The organism is Streptomyces sp. G-G2, from assembly GCF_030063135.1.
Lineage (GTDB): Bacteria > Actinomycetota > Actinomycetes > Streptomycetales > Streptomycetaceae > Streptomyces.
This window is the reverse complement of record NZ_JASISO010000033.1, coordinates 79,728-98,473: the sequence shown is the minus strand read 5'-3', so window position 1 is coordinate 98,473 and position 18,746 is coordinate 79,728. Positions and strand designations below refer to the sequence as shown.

20 protein-coding genes, 1 tRNA gene and 1 pseudogene are annotated in these 18,746 nt (G+C 72.0%); 11 read left to right on the top strand and 11 right to left on the bottom strand.

Features of this window, described 5'->3' with window-relative positions:
• Window positions 1-182 precede the first annotated feature (182 nt).
• From QMF80_RS24960 to QMF80_RS24920, 9 genes are all read left to right on the top strand, one after another.
• Entirely contained in the window at window positions 183-383 is a 201-nt protein-coding gene (locus tag QMF80_RS24960) for a hypothetical protein (protein WP_283456866.1), read from the top strand.
• Window positions 384-688: 305 nt separating this feature from the next.
• Complete coding sequence (locus tag QMF80_RS24955) at window positions 689-1,243, top strand: tRNA adenosine deaminase-associated protein (protein WP_283456883.1); 555 nt, start codon at window positions 689-691, stop codon at window positions 1,241-1,243.
• A gap of 113 nt (window positions 1,244-1,356) precedes the next feature.
• Complete coding sequence (gene tadA, locus QMF80_RS24950; protein ID WP_283456881.1) at window positions 1,357-1,785, top strand: tRNA adenosine(34) deaminase TadA; 429 nt, start codon at window positions 1,357-1,359, stop codon at window positions 1,783-1,785.
• A gap of 66 nt (window positions 1,786-1,851) precedes the next feature.
• Window positions 1,852-1,938 (top strand) — tRNA-Ser (locus QMF80_RS24945).
• Window positions 1,939-2,093: 155 nt separating this feature from the next.
• Complete coding sequence (locus tag QMF80_RS24940; RefSeq protein WP_283456864.1) at window positions 2,094-2,384, top strand: hypothetical protein; 291 nt, start codon at window positions 2,094-2,096, stop codon at window positions 2,382-2,384.
• A 373-nt stretch (window positions 2,385-2,757) separates the two neighbouring features.
• Window positions 2,758-2,919, top strand: a complete 162-nt coding sequence (locus tag QMF80_RS24935) for a hypothetical protein (RefSeq protein WP_283456885.1) — start codon at window positions 2,758-2,760, stop codon at window positions 2,917-2,919.
• A 214-nt stretch (window positions 2,920-3,133) separates the two neighbouring features.
• Window positions 3,134-4,111: an RNA polymerase sigma factor SigF gene (locus tag QMF80_RS24930; RefSeq protein ID WP_502962910.1), complete on the top strand. Its 978-nt coding sequence runs from the start codon at window positions 3,134-3,136 to the stop codon at window positions 4,109-4,111.
• A 220-nt stretch (window positions 4,112-4,331) separates the two neighbouring features.
• A complete protein-coding gene (locus QMF80_RS24925) occupies window positions 4,332-5,183 on the top strand; it encodes an RNA polymerase sigma factor SigF (protein WP_283456862.1) in 852 nt (283 codons plus the stop codon).
• A gap of 62 nt (window positions 5,184-5,245) precedes the next feature.
• Window positions 5,246-6,064, top strand: coding sequence for a hypothetical protein (locus QMF80_RS24920; protein WP_283456860.1), 819 nt, complete (start codon window positions 5,246-5,248; stop codon window positions 6,062-6,064).
• A gap of 55 nt (window positions 6,065-6,119) precedes the next feature.
• Here the strand turns inward: QMF80_RS24920 and QMF80_RS24915 are convergent, their stop codons facing one another.
• Window positions 6,120-6,338 (bottom strand): hypothetical protein, encoded by a 219-nt coding sequence (locus QMF80_RS24915; RefSeq protein WP_283456858.1) that lies wholly within the window; start codon window positions 6,336-6,338, stop codon window positions 6,120-6,122.
• A gap of 174 nt (window positions 6,339-6,512) precedes the next feature.
• Between QMF80_RS24915 and QMF80_RS24910 the strand changes: the two genes are divergently transcribed.
• Together QMF80_RS24910 and QMF80_RS24905 are read left to right on the top strand one after the other, a co-directional pair.
• Entirely contained in the window at window positions 6,513-6,929 is a 417-nt protein-coding gene (locus QMF80_RS24910; RefSeq protein ID WP_283456877.1) for a MarR family winged helix-turn-helix transcriptional regulator, read from the top strand.
• A gap of 83 nt (window positions 6,930-7,012) precedes the next feature.
• Window positions 7,013-8,593 (top strand): annotated as a pseudogene (locus QMF80_RS24905) (MDR family MFS transporter); the annotation flags it as partial.
• A gap of 83 nt (window positions 8,594-8,676) precedes the next feature.
• Here the strand turns inward: QMF80_RS24905 and QMF80_RS24900 are convergent.
• The 10 genes from QMF80_RS24900 to QMF80_RS24855 form a co-directional block, all read right to left on the bottom strand.
• Complete coding sequence (locus QMF80_RS24900; protein ID WP_283456856.1) at window positions 8,677-9,288, bottom strand: TetR/AcrR family transcriptional regulator; 612 nt, start codon at window positions 9,286-9,288, stop codon at window positions 8,677-8,679.
• A 180-nt stretch (window positions 9,289-9,468) separates the two neighbouring features.
• Complete coding sequence (locus QMF80_RS24895) at window positions 9,469-11,616, bottom strand: ArnT family glycosyltransferase (protein WP_283456854.1); 2,148 nt, start codon at window positions 11,614-11,616, stop codon at window positions 9,469-9,471.
• Window positions 11,613-12,884, bottom strand: coding sequence for a bifunctional glycosyltransferase family 2/GtrA family protein (locus tag QMF80_RS24890; protein ID WP_283456852.1), 1,272 nt, complete (start codon window positions 12,882-12,884; stop codon window positions 11,613-11,615). Before QMF80_RS24890 ends, QMF80_RS24895 begins: the two co-directional genes overlap by 4 nt.
• A gap of 25 nt (window positions 12,885-12,909) precedes the next feature.
• On the bottom strand, window positions 12,910-14,511 hold the full coding sequence (locus QMF80_RS24885; RefSeq protein ID WP_283456850.1) for a sensor histidine kinase: 1,602 nt from the start codon (window positions 14,509-14,511) through the stop codon (window positions 12,910-12,912).
• A gap of 11 nt (window positions 14,512-14,522) precedes the next feature.
• A complete protein-coding gene (locus QMF80_RS24880) occupies window positions 14,523-15,290 on the bottom strand; it encodes a response regulator transcription factor (protein ID WP_283456848.1) in 768 nt (255 codons plus the stop codon).
• 69 nt (window positions 15,291-15,359) lie between these two features.
• Window positions 15,360-16,301: an amidohydrolase family protein gene (locus QMF80_RS24875; protein ID WP_283456846.1), complete on the bottom strand. Its 942-nt coding sequence runs from the start codon at window positions 16,299-16,301 to the stop codon at window positions 15,360-15,362.
• Window positions 16,285-16,623, bottom strand: coding sequence for an antibiotic biosynthesis monooxygenase family protein (locus QMF80_RS24870; protein ID WP_283456844.1), 339 nt, complete (start codon window positions 16,621-16,623; stop codon window positions 16,285-16,287). The genes QMF80_RS24875 and QMF80_RS24870 overlap by 17 nt, the downstream gene beginning before the upstream one ends.
• Window positions 16,624-16,738: 115 nt before the next feature.
• Window positions 16,739-17,656: a DUF2797 domain-containing protein gene (locus QMF80_RS24865; RefSeq protein WP_283456842.1), complete on the bottom strand. Its 918-nt coding sequence runs from the start codon at window positions 17,654-17,656 to the stop codon at window positions 16,739-16,741.
• On the bottom strand, window positions 17,653-18,087 hold the full coding sequence (locus tag QMF80_RS24860; protein ID WP_283456840.1) for an Lrp/AsnC family transcriptional regulator: 435 nt from the start codon (window positions 18,085-18,087) through the stop codon (window positions 17,653-17,655). The genes QMF80_RS24865 and QMF80_RS24860 overlap by 4 nt, the downstream gene beginning before the upstream one ends.
• Window positions 18,088-18,379: 292 nt before the next feature.
• On the bottom strand, window positions 18,380-18,745 hold the full coding sequence (locus QMF80_RS24855) for a PH domain-containing protein (RefSeq protein WP_283456838.1): 366 nt from the start codon (window positions 18,743-18,745) through the stop codon (window positions 18,380-18,382).
• Window position 18,746: the final 1 nt, after the last annotated feature.

The window sequence follows — 18,746 nt, the reverse complement described above, 5'->3', positions numbered from 1 at the left end:
GCCCCCGCCCGCCCCCGTCCGACGGCGCCCGACCCGCACCCTCCCGCGGCGGCCCGCTCGGTGACCTGCCGAAATGCCCGGCCGCACGGGCATCAACTCCGGGGTCCGGGGGAAGGTGAGTGGCGGGGGGTCTGCTTCGCGACGCGGAGGAGGACGACCGCACCAGCCTTGGGTGGTGGCCGATGCCCGACGTTCAGCCGACCGAACAGGACCGAGACGGGGATCCGCAGGCGCAGGAGAGCGCCGCGCAGCGGCGAGCCCGGCGCGCGCAGTTCCTGCGCGATCTGAACGAGGCCCGCGAGCTGCGCGAACGGGTGCAGCCGCGCCGCGCCCGCGCGGCCCGGATGCGCCAGCAGATGCGGATGCGTACGTTCCGCTGGTGACCCGTACGGGCTTCCCGGACCTCCCCGCCCTCCCGTAGCGCGCCGCCACGCCCGCGCGCACGCCGCTCACGAGACCTCCAGGACCCCGCGAGTACGCCCCCGGGCGGCCCCCGGGCACCGCCCAAGCGGCCCACCGGCGACACGGCACGGCACGCGGCAGCGCGGAAGACCTCTCGCAAAGCCGCTGTTTCTGCCACGATGCCGATTGGGCGGGGCAGGATCGGTACGCACGACGGCCGTTCCTCCCCAACCTCCGGCCGGGGGGACCTCCAACCGGCACGCCTATGACCAGTGGGAGAGTCACGGTGTACTTCGCCGCACTGCTCGCGCGCACCGAAGACGGGTGGGAAGCGAGCGACACGGATCTCGACAACGTCGAGTCGCTGACCGATCTGATCGATCTCGCCCGTTCCACCGCTGTCGACGATGACACGGTGGTCGCCCTCATCGAGCAGGAGGACGCCTGGTTCGGCGTCGTCCGCGTGGACGGGGAGGAGGACCCGCGGATCTTCGTCTCGAACGCCGCCGCGGCCTCCCGCAGCTCCTACGGCTCGATGCTCACCGACGAGCTGCTCGGCAGCGACGAGGAGGAAGACGAACTCGACGAGCTGAACCTCGACGGTACCGAGGACGGCGAGGACGTGGTCGCCGTATTCGAGCAAGGGACCTCCACCGAGGACCTCGACGGGGAAGAGGAGGAGACCGGCGCCGAACCGGTGCCCGCGGGGCCGCTCGGCGACCCCCGGCTCCTCGACGACCTCGGCGTGGGCCACAAGGAACTGCTGGACCTCGACGGGGACGCACTCTCGCAGATCGCCGAGTCGCTCGGCGCGACCGAGGTGCTGGAGGCCGTCCGCTAGTGGCCTCTGCGCACCACCCCGCGGCCGAACCCGCGGCCGACGGACCCTCGGCCGATCCCGCAACCGATCCCGCGACCGGATCCGACCCGGTACGGGACCCGTGGCGGACCTCCATGCGCCTGGCGCTGTCGGAGGCCGCCCGGGCGGTGCCCGCCGGTGACGTACCGGTCGGCGCCGTCGTGCTCGGCCCGGACGGGAGCCTGCTCTCGACCGGGTTCAACGAACGCGAGGCGACCGGCGACCCGACCGCGCACGCCGAGGTGGTCGCCATTCGCCGGGCCGCCGCGCGGCTCGGCGCATGGCGGCTGCCCGGATGCACCCTCGTGGTGACCCTGGAGCCGTGCGTGATGTGCGCGGGCGCGCTCGTACAGTCCCGGGTGGCCCGCGTCGTCTACGGCGCGAGCGACGAGAAGGCGGGCGCGGCGGGCTCGCTCTGGGACCTCGTGCGGGACCGCAGGCTCAATCACCGGCCCGAGGTGATCCCCGGAGTGCTCGCCGACGAGTGCGCCCGGCAGCTCACGGACTTCTTCCGGAACCGGTGAGCCGCGGGCGTCCGCGACGCCCCATGGATTTCAGAGCACGGCCCACCGTGGGCTAAGCTCTCTCTCGGTAGCGTGTCCGAGCGGCCGAAGGAGCACGCCTCGAAAGCGTGTGATGGTGCAAGCTGTCCGTGGGTTCAAATCCCACCGCTACCGCTCTGATCCGAGAGCCCCCGCCCCGCAAGGGACGGGGGCTCTCGGCGTTCCCGGCGTCCTTCTTCGGCGCTCCTGACGTACTCCGCTCCGGTGAGCCCCGGGCCGCGTCGGACCCGGCGTGCGTGACCGGCCGCGCGCTCGGCCGTTGTCACGTCATGACCAAGACCCAGCGCATGCTCGCCGCCCTGGCCCTCGCGGGCGCCACCGTCGGCTTCACCGCCGCCACCGCTCCCCTCGCCTCGGCCGCTCCGATCACCCTGCCGGACCTGCCGACCGCCGCTCCGGGCATGCCCGCGGGCGCGACTCCGGGGTCCGTCCAGGAGATCGGGGCCAAGCTCAACGACGGCCTGAACCAGCTCAACCAGGTGATGACCATCCCCGACCAGCTCTCGCCGCTGACGGACACGGTGTCGCCGGTGACCAACCTCGCGACCGGCCTCGAATAGCCTCGAATCAGCTCCGGAAAACGCGTAGAAGGCCCCGACCGAGGTCGGGGCCTTCATACGGTGGGGACGGGGGAAGTGACATCGGGGGGACAAGTCACTTCCCCCGACGACGACGGACCTGCCAGCCCGAGCCGCAGTCAGGGGGGAAGCTTGCGGCTCGGACCCCGCAGTGAGGTCCTGTCCCATACCCACCGATTTCCTGCCAGAACCGGTGGGCTCGTCTTCAATACTGCCTCCCCCGCCTCCACCGCCACGGCGGCAAAGGGCCCGGAACTCCGGGTCATTGGTCCTTAAAGGACAGGTGAGTGATCGAACCCGACCGGTTAGACTCACTCGACGTTGATAGGACTGGCAGGGAAGGCCGTACCCGCTCGTGGACATCAAGAAGATCGTCATGGGCGGACTCGTCGTCTTCGTGCTCTATGTGATCATCACCCAGCCGGTCAAAGCGGCCGAATTCGTCCAAATCGGTTTCCAAGGCATCTCGGATGCCGCGTCGGGCATCGGCCAGTTCATGACCGAACTGGTGCGCTGAACCCGTACACCGATGCGTTTCCGGACCTCCGGCCCCCCACTCCGACGGGTGGGGGATTTTTGCGTTCCCGTTCGATTTAAATTGCCGCTGAATGCGCGCTAAATGCCCAACTTGCCCTCAACACGGCCATATACGGTGCTTGCACACAGTGCACATGTCTTGTGATGCTATGACCGCTTTTGACTGATTGGTTGACTGAAGGGGTGGCGTGACCGTGCCGGCCAGTACTGCGCCTCAGGTGCCACTCCAGCAGGACCCGCCGTCGGAAGAGACGGCGGCGGGGGCGGAGCCCACCGTGGGGACGGAAGCGGCGCCCGCGGCGGCCCCCACCACGACTCCCGCGACGGAAACGACGCCCGCCGAGGACGTGACCACGGCTACGGCCACGTCCTCGGTGGCGGTAGCGGTGGCCACCCGGCCGCCGAGCACCCGCGGCGCCGACACCCGGGCCCTCACCCAGGTGCTCTTCGGGCGGCTCAAGGGTCTGGAACCGGGCACCAGTGAGCACAGCCGGGTCCGCGGGGCCCTGATCGAGGCCAACCTTCCCCTCGTCCGGTACGCGGCCGCCCGCTTCCGCAGCCGCAACGAGCCCATGGAGGACGTGGTCCAGGTGGGCACGATCGGGCTCATCAACGCGATCGACCGGTTCGATCCGGAACGCGGGGTCCAGTTCCCCACCTTCGCGATGCCGACCGTCGTGGGCGAGATCAAGCGGTACTTCCGCGACAACGTCCGCACCGTCCACGTCCCGCGCCGCCTCCACGAGCTGTGGGTGCAGGTCAACGCGGCCACCGAGGACCTCACCACGCTCCACGGACGCATGCCCACGACCCCCGAGATCGCCGAGCGGCTGCGCATCGGCGAGGACGAGGTGCTGTCCTGCATCGAGGCGGGCCGCTCCTATCACGCGACCTCCCTGGAGGCCGCCCAGGAGGGCGACGGCATGCCCGGCCTGCTCGACCGGCTCGGCTACGAGGACCCCGAGCTGACCGGAGTGGAACACCGCGACCTGGTCCGCCACCTGCTCGTCCAGCTGCCCGAGCGCGAGCAGCGGATCCTGCTCCTGCGCTACTACAACAATCTGACGCAGTCGCAGATCAGCGCGGAGCTGGGGGTGTCCCAGATGCACGTGTCCCGACTGCTCGCCCGGAGCTTCGCGAGACTGCGGTCCGCAAACAGGATCGAGGCGTAACCGGAACGAGTGACTTCGTCCGGACGCTTTACCGACAGAGCCGCCCACACCCCTTCTGTCGCTGGAGTTATATGTCGACATGGCGCTACAGCGTGTTGCCGACATGTGACATTCTGCTTGAACCGCGTTTGCCGCAGCCCCGCCTCCGGTATTCAGGTGGAGGCTGCGTTCCTCCGACGGGCGCACCCACCGCGACCGTCCGCGATCCCAAGGGGGTGGCATGTCCGTAGAACAGGGCAGCTCCAAGGTGCTCACACTCGTCAAGAGTGAAACGCCGGCTGTATCCGACCGCACGGAAGCCCCGCCAGCGCCCAATGACACCCGCTCCCTCTCCCGCTCCCTGTTCCACCGGCTCGCCGCACTGGACGCGGACAGTCCCGACCGGGCGTACGTACGCGACACCCTGATCGAGCTGAACCTGCCGCTGGTCCGCTACGCCGCCGCGCGCTTCCGCAGCCGCAACGAGCCGATGGAAGACATCGTCCAGGTCGGCACCATCGGCCTGATCAAGGCGATCGACCGGTTCGACTGCGAGCGCGGGGTGGAGTTCCCGACCTTCGCGATGCCGACGGTCGTGGGCGAGATCAAGCGCTTCTTCCGTGACACCTCCTGGTCCGTCCGCGTCCCTCGCAGGCTCCAGGAGCTGCGCCTCGCGCTGACCAAGGCGAGTGACGAGCTGGCCCAGAAGCTGGACCGCTCGCCCACCGTCCCCGAACTGGCGGCCGTACTCGGGGTCTCGGAGGAGGACGTCGTCGACGGCCTCGCCGTGGGCAACGCGTACACCGCCTCCTCCCTCGACTCGCCCTCACCCGAGGACGAGGGCGGCGAGGGCTCGCTCGCGGACCGCCTCGGGTACGAGGACACCGCGCTCGAAGGCGTGGAGTACCGGGAGTCGCTCAAGCCGCTGCTCGCCAAACTCCCGCCCCGGGAACGGCAGATCATCATGCTGCGGTTCTTCGCCAACATGACCCAGTCGCAGATCGGCGAGGAGGTCGGCATCTCGCAGATGCACGTCTCCCGGCTGCTGACCCGCACCCTGGCGCAGCTGCGCCAGGGTCTGATCGGCGAGTAACCGGCCGACCCGACCACCGCGACCCGCTTCCCAATTGACGATGCGTCAGCAAAACTGGCGCGATGCGAAAGGGACCGCTCGCTCTGCTTGCCGTGTGCGTGACCGCCGCGACCCTCTCGGGCTGTGGCGGCCCGCCGCGCGACGGCTACGTGGCGGTGGGCGCTGCCGCCCCGGGCCCCGAACGGGGTGCGGGGGAGACCGTGGCGCCCCAGGGCGTGGTGGAGTACCAGTCGCTCGGCGGCCCCGCGCCCGGAGGCGCTTCCGCCCGTTCCAGTAGTACGTCGCCCAGCGCGCCGGGATACCCACCTCCCGGCGGCTCCGGCGCGGGCGGAGCCGTCCCGGGCGCCCCCGCGGGCTCCGCGAGCGCCCCGGGATCCCCTTCAGCGGGCGCCACCTCCGGCACCCCGGGCACCAACCCGCCCCCGAGCCCTCCGGGCGGAAGCTCCGGCGGCTCGGGCGGCACGGGAGGCTCGGGCGGAAGCACGGGAGGCTCGGGCGGAAGTTCCGGCGGCTCGGGCGGATCCGGCACCCCGCCGCCCCCCGCCTCGTCGACCCCGCCGCCTCCGGTGGCGACCCCGGCCCGGATCCAGACCGGCGCCCCCGCCCGGTCGGCGGCGGCGGACCGCTGGTGCGAGCGGGTCGGCGTCACCTTCGCCAACACCGGTGGAACGGCGGCCCGTTCGGGCACCGTGACCTTCTCCACCCACATCATCGGCGCGCTCGGCGTCGACTGGGCCACCATCACGTCGGCCCAGCCGCTGCCCGCCCCCATCGCGGGCGGGTCGGCGACGACGCAGACCTACACGGTGTGCGTGGAGTCCTGGCGGGTACCGCTGGGCATGCACATCGAAACCCAGCGGGTCACCGCCACCTGGAGCTGACCGGGCCGGGCCGGACCTGCGGACTCGACAGGCCCCTCGGCCCCGCCCGGCCCGGTCAGCCCAGCGCGAGCCAGGCCACCGCGCCGACGACGACCACGAACGCGACCACGACGGCGAGCCACAGCCCCGCCTTCGAGGACTGCTGGCGGTGCGAGGCGGCGACGGCCGCCGGGCGGGCGGTCTCCGCGTCGTCCACGAAGGCACGGAACATCTGCGTGTTGCCCGCGGGGTCGTAGTTGCCCTCGGGGCCCTGGGAGTTGGTGTGTGCAGCCATGGCTCAGGACCCTAGCGGGTTTTCCGATTCCTTTACCGCCCCTCGGTCCGCATTCATTTGCCTGTAGCAACCATCTGCTTATATGGTTGCTCAAAGCAACAAGATGGGGGAGGGGGCGCGGTGCTCACGCGAAACGGCACTCAGCACGACACGCGGGACGACACGCGGGACGACATCCGGTACGACCTGTACGAGGAGCTGGCCCGCCAGCTCGCCGGCATCGGCGCGGTCAAGCGCGATCTCGCCCGCACCCTGCCCGCCGACTGCCCGCCCGGGGCCGCCGCCGTCCTCACGGTCCTCGACCGGCACGGCGAGATGCGGCTCAGCCGCCTCGCCGAGCTGCTCGCCGTCGACATCTCCGTCACCAGCCGCCACGTCGCCCACGTGGCCGACCGCGGCTGGATCGTCCGCGAGAGCGATCCCGGCGACGGCCGGTGCCGGATCCTGCGCCTCACCCCGGCGGGCCGGACCGTGCTCCTCGAACTCGGCGCACGCTACTCGGCCGCGCTGGAAAGCACCCTGGCCGACTGGTCCGCCGAGGACATCACCGTACTGACCACCCTGCTGGCCCGACTCCGATCGAGCTTCTAGAACAAAGGAAATCCATGGCTACGACCACACCCACCGGTGTGCGGGGAGGCGGCCAGCCGGAGCCCATGCCCGACGGCGCACCGATGACGCACCCGCAGATCATGAAGGCGCTGTCCGGGCTGATGCTCGGCATGTTCGTGGCGATCCTGTCCTCCACGATCGTCTCCAACGCCCTGCCGCAGATCATCAGCGATCTCGGCGGCACGCAGTCCTCCTACACGTGGGTGGTCACCGCCGCCCTGCTGTCGATGACCGCCGCCACCCCGCTGTGGGGCAAGCTGTCCGACCTCTTCAGCAAGAAGCTGCTGGTCCAGATATCCCTGGTCATCTACGTCCTCGGCTCCGTGGTCGCGGGCCTGTCGCAGAACACCGGCATGCTCATCGCCTGCCGCGTGGTCCAGGGCATCGGCGTCGGCGGTCTGTCCGCCCTGGCCCAGATCGTCATGGCCGCGATGATCTCCCCGCGCGAACGCGGCCGTTACAGCGGCTACCTCGGCGCGGTCTTCGCCGTCGCCACCGTCGGCGGCCCGCTGCTCGGCGGCGTCATCACCGACACCGAGTGGCTCGGCTGGCGCTGGTGCTTCTACGTCGGCGTGCCCTTCGCGATCATCGCTCTGATCGTGCTCCAGAAGACCCTGCGGCTCCCCGTCGTACGCCGGGACGTCAAGGTCGACTGGCTCGGCGCCTTCCTGATCAGCGCCGCCGTCTCGACGCTGCTGATCTGGGTGACCCAGGCGGGCACTTCGTACGACTGGATCTCCTGGCAGACCTGGGCGATGACCGGTGGGTCCGTGGCCCTCGGCCTGCTCTTCGTCCTCGTCGAGTCCAAGGCGAGCGACCCGATCATCCCGCTGCGGCTGTTCCGCAACAAGACCATCACCCTGGCCTCGGCGGCCTCGCTGTTCGTCGGTGTCGCGATGTTCTCGGGCACGGTGTTTTTCAGCCAGTTCTTCCAGTTGGCCCGGGGTGAGACCCCCACGATGTCCGGAATCCTCACGATTCCGATGATCGGCGGCCTGTTCGTCTCCTCGACCCTTTCCGGTCAGGTGATCACCAAGACCGGTAAGTGGAAGGCCTGGCTGGTCTCCGGCGGCGTGCTGCTGACCGCGGGCCTCGGCCTGCTCGGCACCCTGCGCTACGACACCCCGTACTGGCACATCGCGATCTACATGGCGCTGACCGGCCTCGGTCTCGGCATGATGATGCAGAACCTGGTCCTCGCCACCCAGAACCAGGTGGACCCCGAGGACCTGGGCGTGGCCAGCTCCGTCGTCACCTTCTTCCGCTCGCTCGGCGGCGCCGTGGGCGTCTCGGCGCTCGGCGCGGTGATGGCGAACCGGGTCACGAGCTACGTCAAGGACGGGCTGGCCGAACTCGGCCCGAAGGCGGCGGCGATGGGTCACGGAGGCGCTGGCGGCGGAGCCATCCCGAACCTGCGCGAACTGCCCGCGCCCCTCCGTACGGTCATCGAATCGGCGTACGGGCACGGTGTCGGCGACGTCTTCCTCTACGCCGCCCCCACCGCGCTGCTCGCCCTGGTGCTGGTCGTATTCATCAAGGAGGTCGCTCTGCGGTCGAAGCCGATGGCCGACGCCCCGGCGGCGGCTTCCCCGGCGGCCGCTCCGGCCGCTGTCCCCGCCGTCGCGGAGGCCCAGGCCGCGGCCCCGGCTTCGTCCTCGTCCTCGTCCTCGTCCTCGTCCTCGTCCTCGTCCTCGTCCTCGTCCTCGTCCTCGTCCTCGACGACCGCTTAGGAGGCCGTCTTCGCCTCGATGCCCGCGACCAGGACGTCGAGCGCGAAGCGGAAATCGCCCTCCGGCGCCCGCCGGACCGGACCCCCACAGCCGTGCAGGAACTGCGACACGGCGAGGTGGGCTCCGGTCCGGCTCGCGTCGTTGAGCCCGGTCGCGTCGAGGAGCCGCAGCAGCGCCTCGTCGAAGGCCCGGGCGTGCGGGCCGATGTTGGGGTACTCGGCCGCCAGGGTCGCCACCCACGGGCGCGCGGCCAGCAGCCCCCGGTAGCCGCAGGCCAGGGACCGCAGCCGGTCCGGCCACCCCGCCGGAGCCGGTGCGGCGGGCAGGGCCAGCTCGCCCAGAGCGCTGTCCAGGGCCAGTTCCAGCAGGTCGTGCTTGGTGTCGACGTACCAGTACAGGGACATCGCAGTGACCCCGAGCCCGGCCGCGAGACGGCGCATCGAGAAGCGGGCGAGTCCCCCGCTGTCGAGCAGCCGGACCGCGCCCCGGGTGATCCTCTCGCGGTCCAGTCCGGCGGGGCCCACGCTGCGGCGTCTGGCCCCGGAGGCCGGCCGCGCGGCCAGCCACACACTGGTCCGGATGGTCACGGGGTCCGCCGTGGTGGCCATGGACGCACCCTCCTCAAGACAGGTGGATCGGCCCGGAATGCCCGGTCCGCCCTCTTGATGATGCTAGTGCCGCGTCAGGCAATGTTGGCCCGTCAAGGAGCGGCGTGCGTGCGGGGCGTCGCGACGGGGCGAACGCTGCCTGACGCGGCGCTAGAGGGTGCCCCTCGCGTTGTGGTCGGTTCAGGACGGGGACAGGTCGTAGAAGGTGGCCCCGCCCACCGTGGTGGACTGGTAGGTGGCCTTGACCCAGGTCTCGATCGCGCTGCTGGCGCCGCCGCCCGGACCGCCGCCGCCACGGGTCGCGCCCTGGCCGCCCTCCGCTGCGGCCGTGCCCTGGCCGATGAAGTAGTGGATCTTCCCGGCCTTCACGTACGCCTGGAACCGCTCCAGCGTCGGTGACGGGTCACTGCCGTTGAAGCCGCCAATCGGCATCACCGGCTCGCCGGAGGCCAGTTGGTAGCTCGCCGCGTTCTGCGCACCGACGGCCGCGGCCGCCCAGGTGTAGCGGTCCGCGTCCGCGCGCAGGGCCGCCGTGGCCGCCGCGCTCGCCTTCGTCCCGCCGAGCAGACCACCCATGCCGCCGCCCCCACCGGGCCCGCCGCCGAAGCCGCCCCCGGCCCTGGCCCCCGTACCGCCCGGGGCCGCACCCGGCGGCACCGCGCCCGGGCCGCCCTGGGGCGCGCCCGGCCCGGCTCCCTGTGCGCCCTGTCCGGCGCCCTGTCCCGTCCGTCGGCCCGTGCCCTGCGGGAAGCCGCCCTGCCCAGGGGCGCCTTCCGTCCCGGCGAACCGCGGCCCGCCCATGCCCATGCCCCGGCCGCCCGCGACCGCGGGTCCCGCCGTGATGATCGAGCCCGCGTGCGCGGTGTCCACCGTGTTCAGGGTGTACGCGAAGGGCCCGGCCAGGGCCGCCCCGACCCCCAGCGCCGCCGCGCCCAGGGCCGCCCGGCGGCCGAGCCGGACCCCGGCGGCGAGCCCCACGGCGGCGGCCAGTCCGGCCACCAGCACCGTCCAGCGCAGCCACGGCAGATAGCCCTCGGCCCGGCCGAGCAGTGCGTACGACCACACCGCGGTCAGCGCGAGGGTGGCGGCCAGGGTGAGCGAGGCGGCCCGGGAGCCCCGCTCCTCCCACAGCACCGCCACGCCCATCCCGGTCAGCGCGGCCAGGTACGGGGCCAGCGCCACCGTGTAGTACTCGTGGAAGATGCCCTGCATGTAGCTGAAGACGAGCAGCGTGATCAGCAGGGACCCGCCCCAGGCCAGGAACGACGCCCGGGCCATGCCCTCCAGGGAGTCGGTGGCCCGGCGGGCCCGCCAGGTGATCACCAGTCCGGCGATGAGCAGCACCAGGGCCGCCGGGAGCAGCCAGGAGATCTGACCGCCGATGTTGGCCGAGAACATCCGGTCGATACCGGTCTCGCCCCAGCCGCCGCCCCCCGCGCCGCCGCCACCGGCCCGCGCGCCGCCACCGACGCTGCCGGTCTCGTCGCCGTTGATCCGGCCGAGGCCGTTGTAGCCGAGGGTCAGTTCCAGGAAGGAGTTGTTCTGGGAACCGCCGATGTACGGGCGGGAGGAGGCGGGCCACAGCTCGACGACGGCCACCCACCAGCCCCCGGCGACCACCATGGCCAGCCCGGACAGGAGCAGCTGGCCCAGCCTGCGGCGCAGCCGGGTGGGCGCGCAGACGGCGTAGAGGAGGGCGAGCGGCGGCAGGATGACGAAGGCCTGCAGGGTCTTGGTGAGGAAGGCGAAGCCGACCGCGCCCCCCGCCCAGACCAGCCACCTGGTGTGTGCGCCGTCCAGGGCGCGCAGGACGCAGTAGACGGTGACGGTCATCAGCAGGGCGAGCAGAGCGTCGGGATTGTTGAAGCGGAACATGAGCGCGGCGACCGGGGTGAGGGCGAGGACCGTACCGCTGAGCAGCGCCGCCACCGGCCCGAACTGGCGGCGTACCGCCGCGTACAGGACGGCGGTGGTGCCCACGCCCATGAGGGCCTGGGGGACCAGGATCTGCCAGCCGCCGAGGCCGAAGAGCCGTACGGACAGCGCCATCGGCCACAGGGCGGCCGGGGGTTTGTCGACGGTGATGGAGTTGCCGGCGTCGGACGAGCCGAAGAAGAAGGCCTTCCAGCTCTCGCTGCCCGCCTGGACCGCGGCGGAGTAGAAGGAGTTGGCGTAGCCGGAGGCCCCGAGGTTCCACAGCAGCAGGACGGCGGTGGTGAGGAGGAGGGCGGCGAGCGCGGGACGTTCCCAGCGGGGCCGCAGCGCGATCGCGTCGGTCGGGGCCCGTTCGGGGAAGGGTGAGTCCAGCAGGGGTACGGCCGTGGTCATCGGAGGTCGTCCTTCACAGGGGTGGCGCGGTCCGGGAAGACCCAGGCGCGGAAGAGCAGGAAGCGCAGCACGGTCGCGGCGAGGTTGGCGGTGACGAGTACGGCCAGCTCGGTGCCGTGGGCCGGGGCGCCGCCGCCCGCGAGGGCCAGGGCGGCGAGGGAACCGCTGGTCAGGGCCAGCCCGATGGCGAAGACCACCAGTCCTTGGGCCTGGTGGCGCACGGCCCGGTCGGGGCCCCGGACGCCGAAGGTGAGGCGGCGGTTGGCGGCGGTGTTGGCCACGGCGGAGAACAGCAGGGCCGCGCCGTTGGCGGGCTGGGGTCCGGCGCCGGACCGGAAGACCGAGTAGAGCGCCAGGTAGAGCAGGGTGCTGAGGAGGCCGACGGCGCAGAAGCCCATGAGCTGGCGGGCCAGGCCCCGGGGGACTCCGGTCAGGGAGCGGTCGCGCGGATCGTCGCCGAAGGGGCGGGTGAGCCGGTCGAGCGGGAGGGTGCCGACGGCGAGGGCGCGGCCCACCCGCCAGACGCCCTTGAGGTCCTCGGTGGCGGTACGGACGAGGTGGACGGTGGAATCGGGATCGTCCACCCAGTCCACGGGCACCTCGTGGATGCGCAGCCCGGCGCGTTCGGCCAGCACGAGCAGTTCGGTGTCGAAGAACCAGCCGGAGTCCTCCACCAGGGGCAGCAGCCGCTCGGCGACCTCGCGCCGGATGGCCTTGAACCCGCACTGGGCGTCGCTGAAGCGGGCGGAGAGCGAGGAGCGCAGGATCAGGTTGTAGGCGCGCGAGACGAACTCGCGCTTCGCTCCGCGCACCACCCGCGAGGAGCGGGCGAGCCGGGTGCCGATCGCGAGGTCGGAGTGGCCGGAGATCAGCGGGGCGACCAGCGGCAGCAGCGCGTTGAGGTCGGTGGAGAGGTCGACGTCCATGTAGGCGAGGACGGGGGCGTCGGATGCGGACCAGACGGTGCGCAGGGCCCTGCCCCGGCCCTTCTCCTCCAGGCGGGTGCTGCGGACGCCCTCGAAGGACCGCGCGAGGTCCGCCGCGACCTCGGGGGTGCGGTCGGTGCTCGCGTTGTCGGCGATGGTGATGCGGAAGGCGTACGGGAAGGTGCGGGTCAGGTGCTCGTGCAGGCGGAGCACGCACGGGCCGAGGTCCTTCTCCTCGTTGAAGACCGGGATGACCACATCGAGTACGGGTTCACCGGGCACGGGTGCGAGCGGCGCCCGGGCGGGCAGGGTCCCGGCCCCGGGAGAGACGTCGGTTGGCATGTACCGACTCTGGCGGGGCGGGCTGTCACGGCTGTGTGGTGAGGCTGTGGCCCGACTGTGAGTGCGGGGGCCGTGAGTGCGGCGGCCGTGAGTGCGGCGGCTTCGGTCGCTGGGGCTCGGCGCGGTCCCGCTGGGGCTCGGCGTGGGCCCGTTCGGCGTGGTCCCGCTCGGTGTGGAGGGGGAGCCGGACTTCGAAGCGGGTCCGCTTCGGTTCACTGCGTACGCCGACCAGTCCGCCGTGCGCGGAGACGACGGCCTGCACGATCGCGAGCCCGAGCCCGGTGGAGCCCGCGTTGCGGGAACGGGAGGCGTCACCGCGAGCGAAACGCTCGAAGACGTGGGGGAGCAACTCGGGCGGGATACCGGGGCCGTTGTCCTCGATCTCCACCCGGACCGAGGATGTTTCACGTGAAACACGGGCGGTGACGGTGGTCCCGGGCGGGGTGTGGGTGCGCGCGTTGGCCAGCAGATTGACCAGGACCTGCTGGATGCGGGGGGAGTCAGCGGCGACCAGGGCCGCCTCGGCGGGCAGTTCGAGGCGCCAGTGGTGTTCGGGCCCGGCGGCGCGGGCGTCACTGACGGCGTCCACGACCAGCGGTGCCAGGTCGGTGGGGGTGCAGGAGAGGGGGCGGCCCGCGTCGAGCCGGGCGAGCAGCAGCAGGTCTTCGACCAGGCCGGTCATCCGGGTCGCCTCGGACTCGATCCGGCCGAGCGCGTGCCGGGTGTCGGGGCCGGGGTCCTCGCGGCCCCGGCGGGTGAGTTCGGCGTAGCCCCGGATGGAGGCGAGCGGGGTGCGCAGTTCGTGGCTGGCGTCGGCAACGAACTGGCGGACGCGGGTCTCGCTCTGCTGGCGGGCGGTGAGCGCGGAGGAGACGTGGCCGAGCATCCGGTTGAGGGCGGCGCCGACCTGGCCCACTTCGGTGCGGGGGTCCGCCTCGGCGTCCGGGACCCTTTCGTCGAGGGCGGGCTCGCCGCTGTGCAGGCGGAGTTCGGAGACCCGGGTGGCGGTCGCGGCCACCCGGCGCAGCGGGCGCAGGGCCACCCCGACCAGGGCCTGTCCGGCGAGAGAGGCGGCGATCAGCCCGGCGAGGGTGACACAGACCTCCACCGCGATCAGGGTGTTCACGGTGGATTCGACCCCGGCGAGCGGGAAGCCCAAGACGAGGCTGCCGTCGGCCGCGGTGAGGACGCGGTAGGTGCCCAGCCCGTGCAGATGGACGTCCACCGGCCGCTCCTCGCCTCGGCGGGCGTCCCCGGCAGCGGTCACGAGGGCTTCCGTCTGAGCGTCGGTGAGCGCCTGGCGGTGGTCCGGGGCGGGCCCGTCATCGGGTGCGCTGCGGGCCGCCGCGGTGACTTTGCCGTCCGCGTCGAGGCGGACCCCGGCGGCGCCGAAGGGGCTGCCGGGACCCAGGACGAAGGCGAGGGTGTCCCGGCCGGACTTCACGGATCCGGGGCCGCGGACGGCCATGCTCACGGAGGTGCGCAGCTGGTTGTCGAGCTGGCCCACCAGGTAGGAGCGCAGGGCGAGGGTGGTGACGGTGCCGATGGCCGCGCCGACCACCGCGATGAGGGCCACGGCCGAGACGACGAGCCGGGTCCGCAGGGACCAGGGCCGTCGACCCGGCATCCGGAGCCGCACTATTCGCTCGGCTTGATCAGGTAACCGGCGCCGCGCCGGGTGTGGATCATCGGAGCCAGGCCGGGGCCGCTCTCCAGCTTGCGCCGCAGGTAGGAGATGTACAGCTCGACCACGTTGGCCTGACCGCCGAAGTCGTAGGACCAGACGCGGTCGAGGATCTGCGCCTTGCTGAGCACCCGGCGCGGGTTGCGCATGAGGTAGCGCAGCAGCTCGAACTCGGTGGCGGTCACGTGGATCTCCCGGCCCGCCCGGCTGACCTCGTGGCTGTCCTCGTCGAGCCGCAGGTCCCCGACGGCCAGGACGGACTCGCCGCGCGCGGCCTGGGCCGCACCGGAGCGGCGGACCAGACCGCGCAGCCGGGCCACCACCTCTTCCAGGCTGAACGGCTTGGTGACGTAGTCGTCGCCGCCCGCCGTCAGACCGGCGATGCGGTCCTCGACCGAGTCCTTGGCGGTGAGGAAGAGCACCGGGACCTGCGGGAGGCGGCGGCGCAGCTGGCCGAGGACGGCCAGGCCGTCCATGTCCGGAAGCATGATGTCCAGGATCACCACGTCGGGCCGGAACTCGGCCGCGATCCGGACCGCGCCCGCTCCGTCGCCCGCGCTGCGGACTTCGCAGCCCTCGTAGCGCAGGGCCATGGACAGCAGCTCGGACAGCGAGGCCTCGTCGTCCACGACGAGCACCCGGCACGGGCCGCCGTCGGGCCGGACGAGGGCCGTGGGGTTGCTGGTGGACGTGGACGCGTGAGAGGTGGTCGTCGCAGTCATGGCGACCACGCTCGCCCGCGCCGGTGAAAGCCCCCTTGGCCCTTCCTGTGATTCTCCTGAGAATCCGCTTCAGGGCAGCGGGGACGGCCGGGCCGGGTCCGGCAGCGCCGACGGGTCCGGCAGGCCGAAGAGCCGGGTGGCGTTGTCGTGGCAGACGGCGCGCAGCCAGTCGTCGCCGAGGCCGAGCCGTTCGAGGGCGTCCAGCTGGTGCTCGTAGGGGTAGGGGATGTTCGGGAAGTCGGTGCCGAACAGGATCCGGTCGCCGAGGTCCAAGAGCCGCCCGAGTTCCCCAGCAGGGAAGACCCCGGTCCGCTCGGCGAAGTCGGTGAAGGCCATGGTGGTGTCGAGCCGTACGCCCGGGTACCGGTCGGCGAGGGCGAGGAAGTCCACGTACTCGGGCATCCCCATGTGCGCGATGATCAGCGGCAGCCGCGGATGCCGGGCGAGCAGCCGGGCGACGGGTCCGGATCCGGTGAACTCGGCCGGGGCGGGCATGGACCCGCAGTGGATCACCGTGGGGATTCCGGTTTCGGCGAGGAGGCCCCAGACCGGGTCGAGCAGGTCGTCGTTGGGGTCGTACGCGCCGACCTGGAGGTGGGCCTTGAAGACGCGGGCTCCGTCCTCGACGGCCCGGCGCACGTATCCCGCGGCCTCCTCCTCGGGGAAGAAGGTCGCGGTGTGCAGGCAGTCGGGAGTGCGGGCGGCGAAGTCCGCGGACCAGGCGTTGAGCCAGGCGGCCATGGCGGGCTTGTGCGGGTACAGCATGGCGGTGAAGGCTCGGACCCCGAACTCCCGCAGCAGCTCGACCCGCTGCCGCTCCTCGTGCCGGTAGGTGATGGGCCACTCCACGCCGGTCAGCGGTCCGGCGGAGTCGAAGTAGTCCCACACCTTGGCCATGACGCGCTCCGGCATGAAGTGGGTGTGTACGTCGACCAGCGCGGGGAGTCCGAGCCGCTCCCGGAAGGCCCGGAGCGCGCGAACCGTCCGGGCCGTTTCAGCCGTTGCGGGCAAAGCCGTGGCTCCGCTCGACACTCGCGACATGGAGGGTGTAGCTCTCGAACCACTCGTCGCGGCCCCGTCGCATGGCCGCCTGGTGTTCGAGTTCGCGCCGCCAGGCGGTGAGCGCGTCGTGGTCGCGGAAGTAGGCGACGGTGATGCCGAGGCCGCCGGGATCGCGGGCGGATTCGTAGCCGAGGAAGCCGGGGTTCTCGCTCACGATCTCGTGCATCCGGGTGCTGGTCTCGCCGTATCCGGTGTCGTCGGGGGTACGGACATTGCTGAACACGGCCATCAGATAAGGCGGTTCGAAAGCGGGTACGGGCTGGATGCTCATGTCCACCACCCTCGGCGGGAGCACCCTCGCGTGTCCACCGGAAAGGTGCCCCGGAGCCCAACGGGATCCAAGATTTGACCTGGGATCCCCTGGGTCGATCCGAGGAACCGGCTGGTCAGAAGAGCCCGTCCTGTGCGGCGGCGGACCCCGCGGGCGGCGGCCCGAGGTCCGTCCACGGCACCGAGGTGACGTCCGCCCCGGTCGGCGGGGCGGCGAGCGCCCAGCCGGCCAGCAGCCGGGTATCGAGGACGAGCCCGTCGGCGAAGTGCAGATCGGGTCCGGCCGCTCCGACGAGGAGCCCCGCGACGGTCCCGCCGGAGGTCATCTCCGTGACCCTCCGCACCGGCTCCGGCAGCCCGTCGAGCCGGAACAGCCCGGCGTGGTCGGCGACTTCGCAGCCGAGGCGCTCCAGCGATTCGGGCCAACCGGAGAGGGCGGCGGCCCGCGCGTGCAGCTCGGCGACCTCCCGGGCCCGCTCAACGGCGGGCGGCAGCGATGCCCGTACGGCGCGCTTGCGGGCGTACGCGATCCGGTCGGGCACCCCGAGGGCCGACCGGAGCAGCTCCTCCGTGCGCCGGGCCGCCATCAGCGGCCCGCGCCCCAGCCAGCTCCAGGTGACCGCGCCCTGCTCGCGCAGCCGGTCCGGGCCGCGTTCCTCGGCGGTGATGCCGACCTTGACCAGGCCGGGCCCGAACCAGGCCAGGTAGACGCGGTAGGTACGGGGATCCGCCGCGTTGGTGTCGGCGGCCACCGAGAAGGATCGGTCCAGGCGGGCGCATTCGGGGCACTGGGCGTTGCCCGCCCGGCCTGGCACGGTGGCCGCGGTGGGACAGGAGGTCCGCTTCCCGGCCCGGCGGACACCCAGACAGCGCCGCTCGCCCTCGCCGGCGAAGGCCAGCCGGCGACCGTACGCGAGGACGCTCCGGCGCTCCCGCCCGCGCTCCCCCGGCCGCTCGGCGTACCAGCCGATGGAGGGCTCCCCGCCGCCCCACCCCGCACCGGTGCACCGCCAGAGCGCGGCAGGCCGGGTCACAGCGGGAGCGGGCGCTCGAAGAAGGTCTCCAGGACCACGGTCGCCTGCGTACCGCTCACACCGTCGATGGCGTAGAGCCTGCGCAGGACGTCCTGGAGCCGTTCGGTCGTGGCCGTGCGCACCTTGACCAGGACGGAGGCGTTGCCCGCGATGATGTGGGCCTCCTGGATCTCGGGGATCGCGGCGAAAGCGGCCGCGGAGTCACCCATCCAGGCCGTGGAATCGACGTGGACGTAGGCGAGCACCCCGCTCCCGACGGCTTCCGGGTCCACGTCGACGGTCGTCCGCCGGATCACCCCGCGCTCGCGCAGCTTGCGCACCCGCTCGTGGGTGGCCCCGGCCGAGAGCCCGACAGCGGCGCCGAGGGCGGCGTAGGACTGTCCGGCGTCCTGTTGCAGCCGCAGGACCAGCGCCCGGTCGATGTCGTCCACGTGTTCTGCCCGCCCCGCCTCTGCCCCGACTGTCGACGAAGATCCACACGATCTCTTGCGGAGACGGTACCGCATCCTGCAATCCCACCCTAAACCCGAACTTCATTCGGCCAGGAAACAGTCAGGGAGAAGCGTGTCACCCATCGCGGAAGATGGCCTGCACGAGATCCTGGACAATCGGTTCCGCAAGGCGGAGGACCGCTGCTCGTACGGCGCCTACCGGCGCGGTCCGACAACGCCGCCAGGCGCCGTGCCCGGCGGCGCGACCCGGTGCGCCTTTCCGGTCACGGCACTAGCGGGCGACGAACTGCGTCAGGATCGCCTGCACCTCGTAGATGTCGACGCCCTTGGTGAAGGTCTTCTGCAGGGGCGCGGCGGTGCCCGAGATCCATATCTTCAGCTCGGCGTCGAGATCGAAGTGCCCGGCCGTCTCCACCGAGAAGTGCGTGATGCTGCGGTACGGGACGGAGTGGTACTCCACCTTCTTGCCGGTGAGCCCCTGCTTGTCGACCAGCACCAGCCGCCGGTCGGTGAAGAGGATCGTGTCGCGTATCAGCAGGTACGCGGCGTGCACCTGCTCCCCGTGCCCCAGCAGCCGCGCGTAGTCCCGCTGCGCCGACACAGGATCGACCGTGTGCGCGTTCCCGAACAGACCCATG

Coding starts and splice junctions, on each gene's coding strand:
- QMF80_RS24960 (WP_283456866.1), top strand. CDS start 183: ATGCCCGACGTTCAGCCGACCGAACAGGACCGAGACGGGGATCCGCAG.
- tadA (WP_283456881.1), top strand. CDS start 1,357: ATGCGCCTGGCGCTGTCGGAGGCCGCCCGGGCGGTGCCCGCCGGTGAC.
- QMF80_RS24940 (WP_283456864.1), top strand. CDS start 2,094: ATGACCAAGACCCAGCGCATGCTCGCCGCCCTGGCCCTCGCGGGCGCC.
- QMF80_RS24925 (WP_283456862.1), top strand. CDS start 4,332: ATGTCCGTAGAACAGGGCAGCTCCAAGGTGCTCACACTCGTCAAGAGT.
- QMF80_RS24920 (WP_283456860.1), top strand. CDS start 5,246: ATGCGAAAGGGACCGCTCGCTCTGCTTGCCGTGTGCGTGACCGCCGCG.
- QMF80_RS24915 (WP_283456858.1), bottom strand. CDS start 6,338: ATGGCTGCACACACCAACTCCCAGGGCCCCGAGGGCAACTACGACCCC.
- QMF80_RS24900 (WP_283456856.1), bottom strand. CDS start 9,288: ATGGCCACCACGGCGGACCCCGTGACCATCCGGACCAGTGTGTGGCTG.
- QMF80_RS24895 (WP_283456854.1), bottom strand. CDS start 11,616: ATGACCACGGCCGTACCCCTGCTGGACTCACCCTTCCCCGAACGGGCC.
- QMF80_RS24890 (WP_283456852.1), bottom strand. CDS start 12,884: ATGCCAACCGACGTCTCTCCCGGGGCCGGGACCCTGCCCGCCCGGGCG.
- QMF80_RS24885 (WP_283456850.1), bottom strand. CDS start 14,511: ATGCCGGGTCGACGGCCCTGGTCCCTGCGGACCCGGCTCGTCGTCTCG.
- QMF80_RS24880 (WP_283456848.1), bottom strand. CDS start 15,290: ATGACTGCGACGACCACCTCTCACGCGTCCACGTCCACCAGCAACCCC.
- QMF80_RS24870 (WP_283456844.1), bottom strand. CDS start 16,623: ATGAGCATCCAGCCCGTACCCGCTTTCGAACCGCCTTATCTGATGGCC.
- QMF80_RS24855 (WP_283456838.1), bottom strand. CDS start 18,745: ATGGGTCTGTTCGGGAACGCGCACACGGTCGATCCTGTGTCGGCGCAG.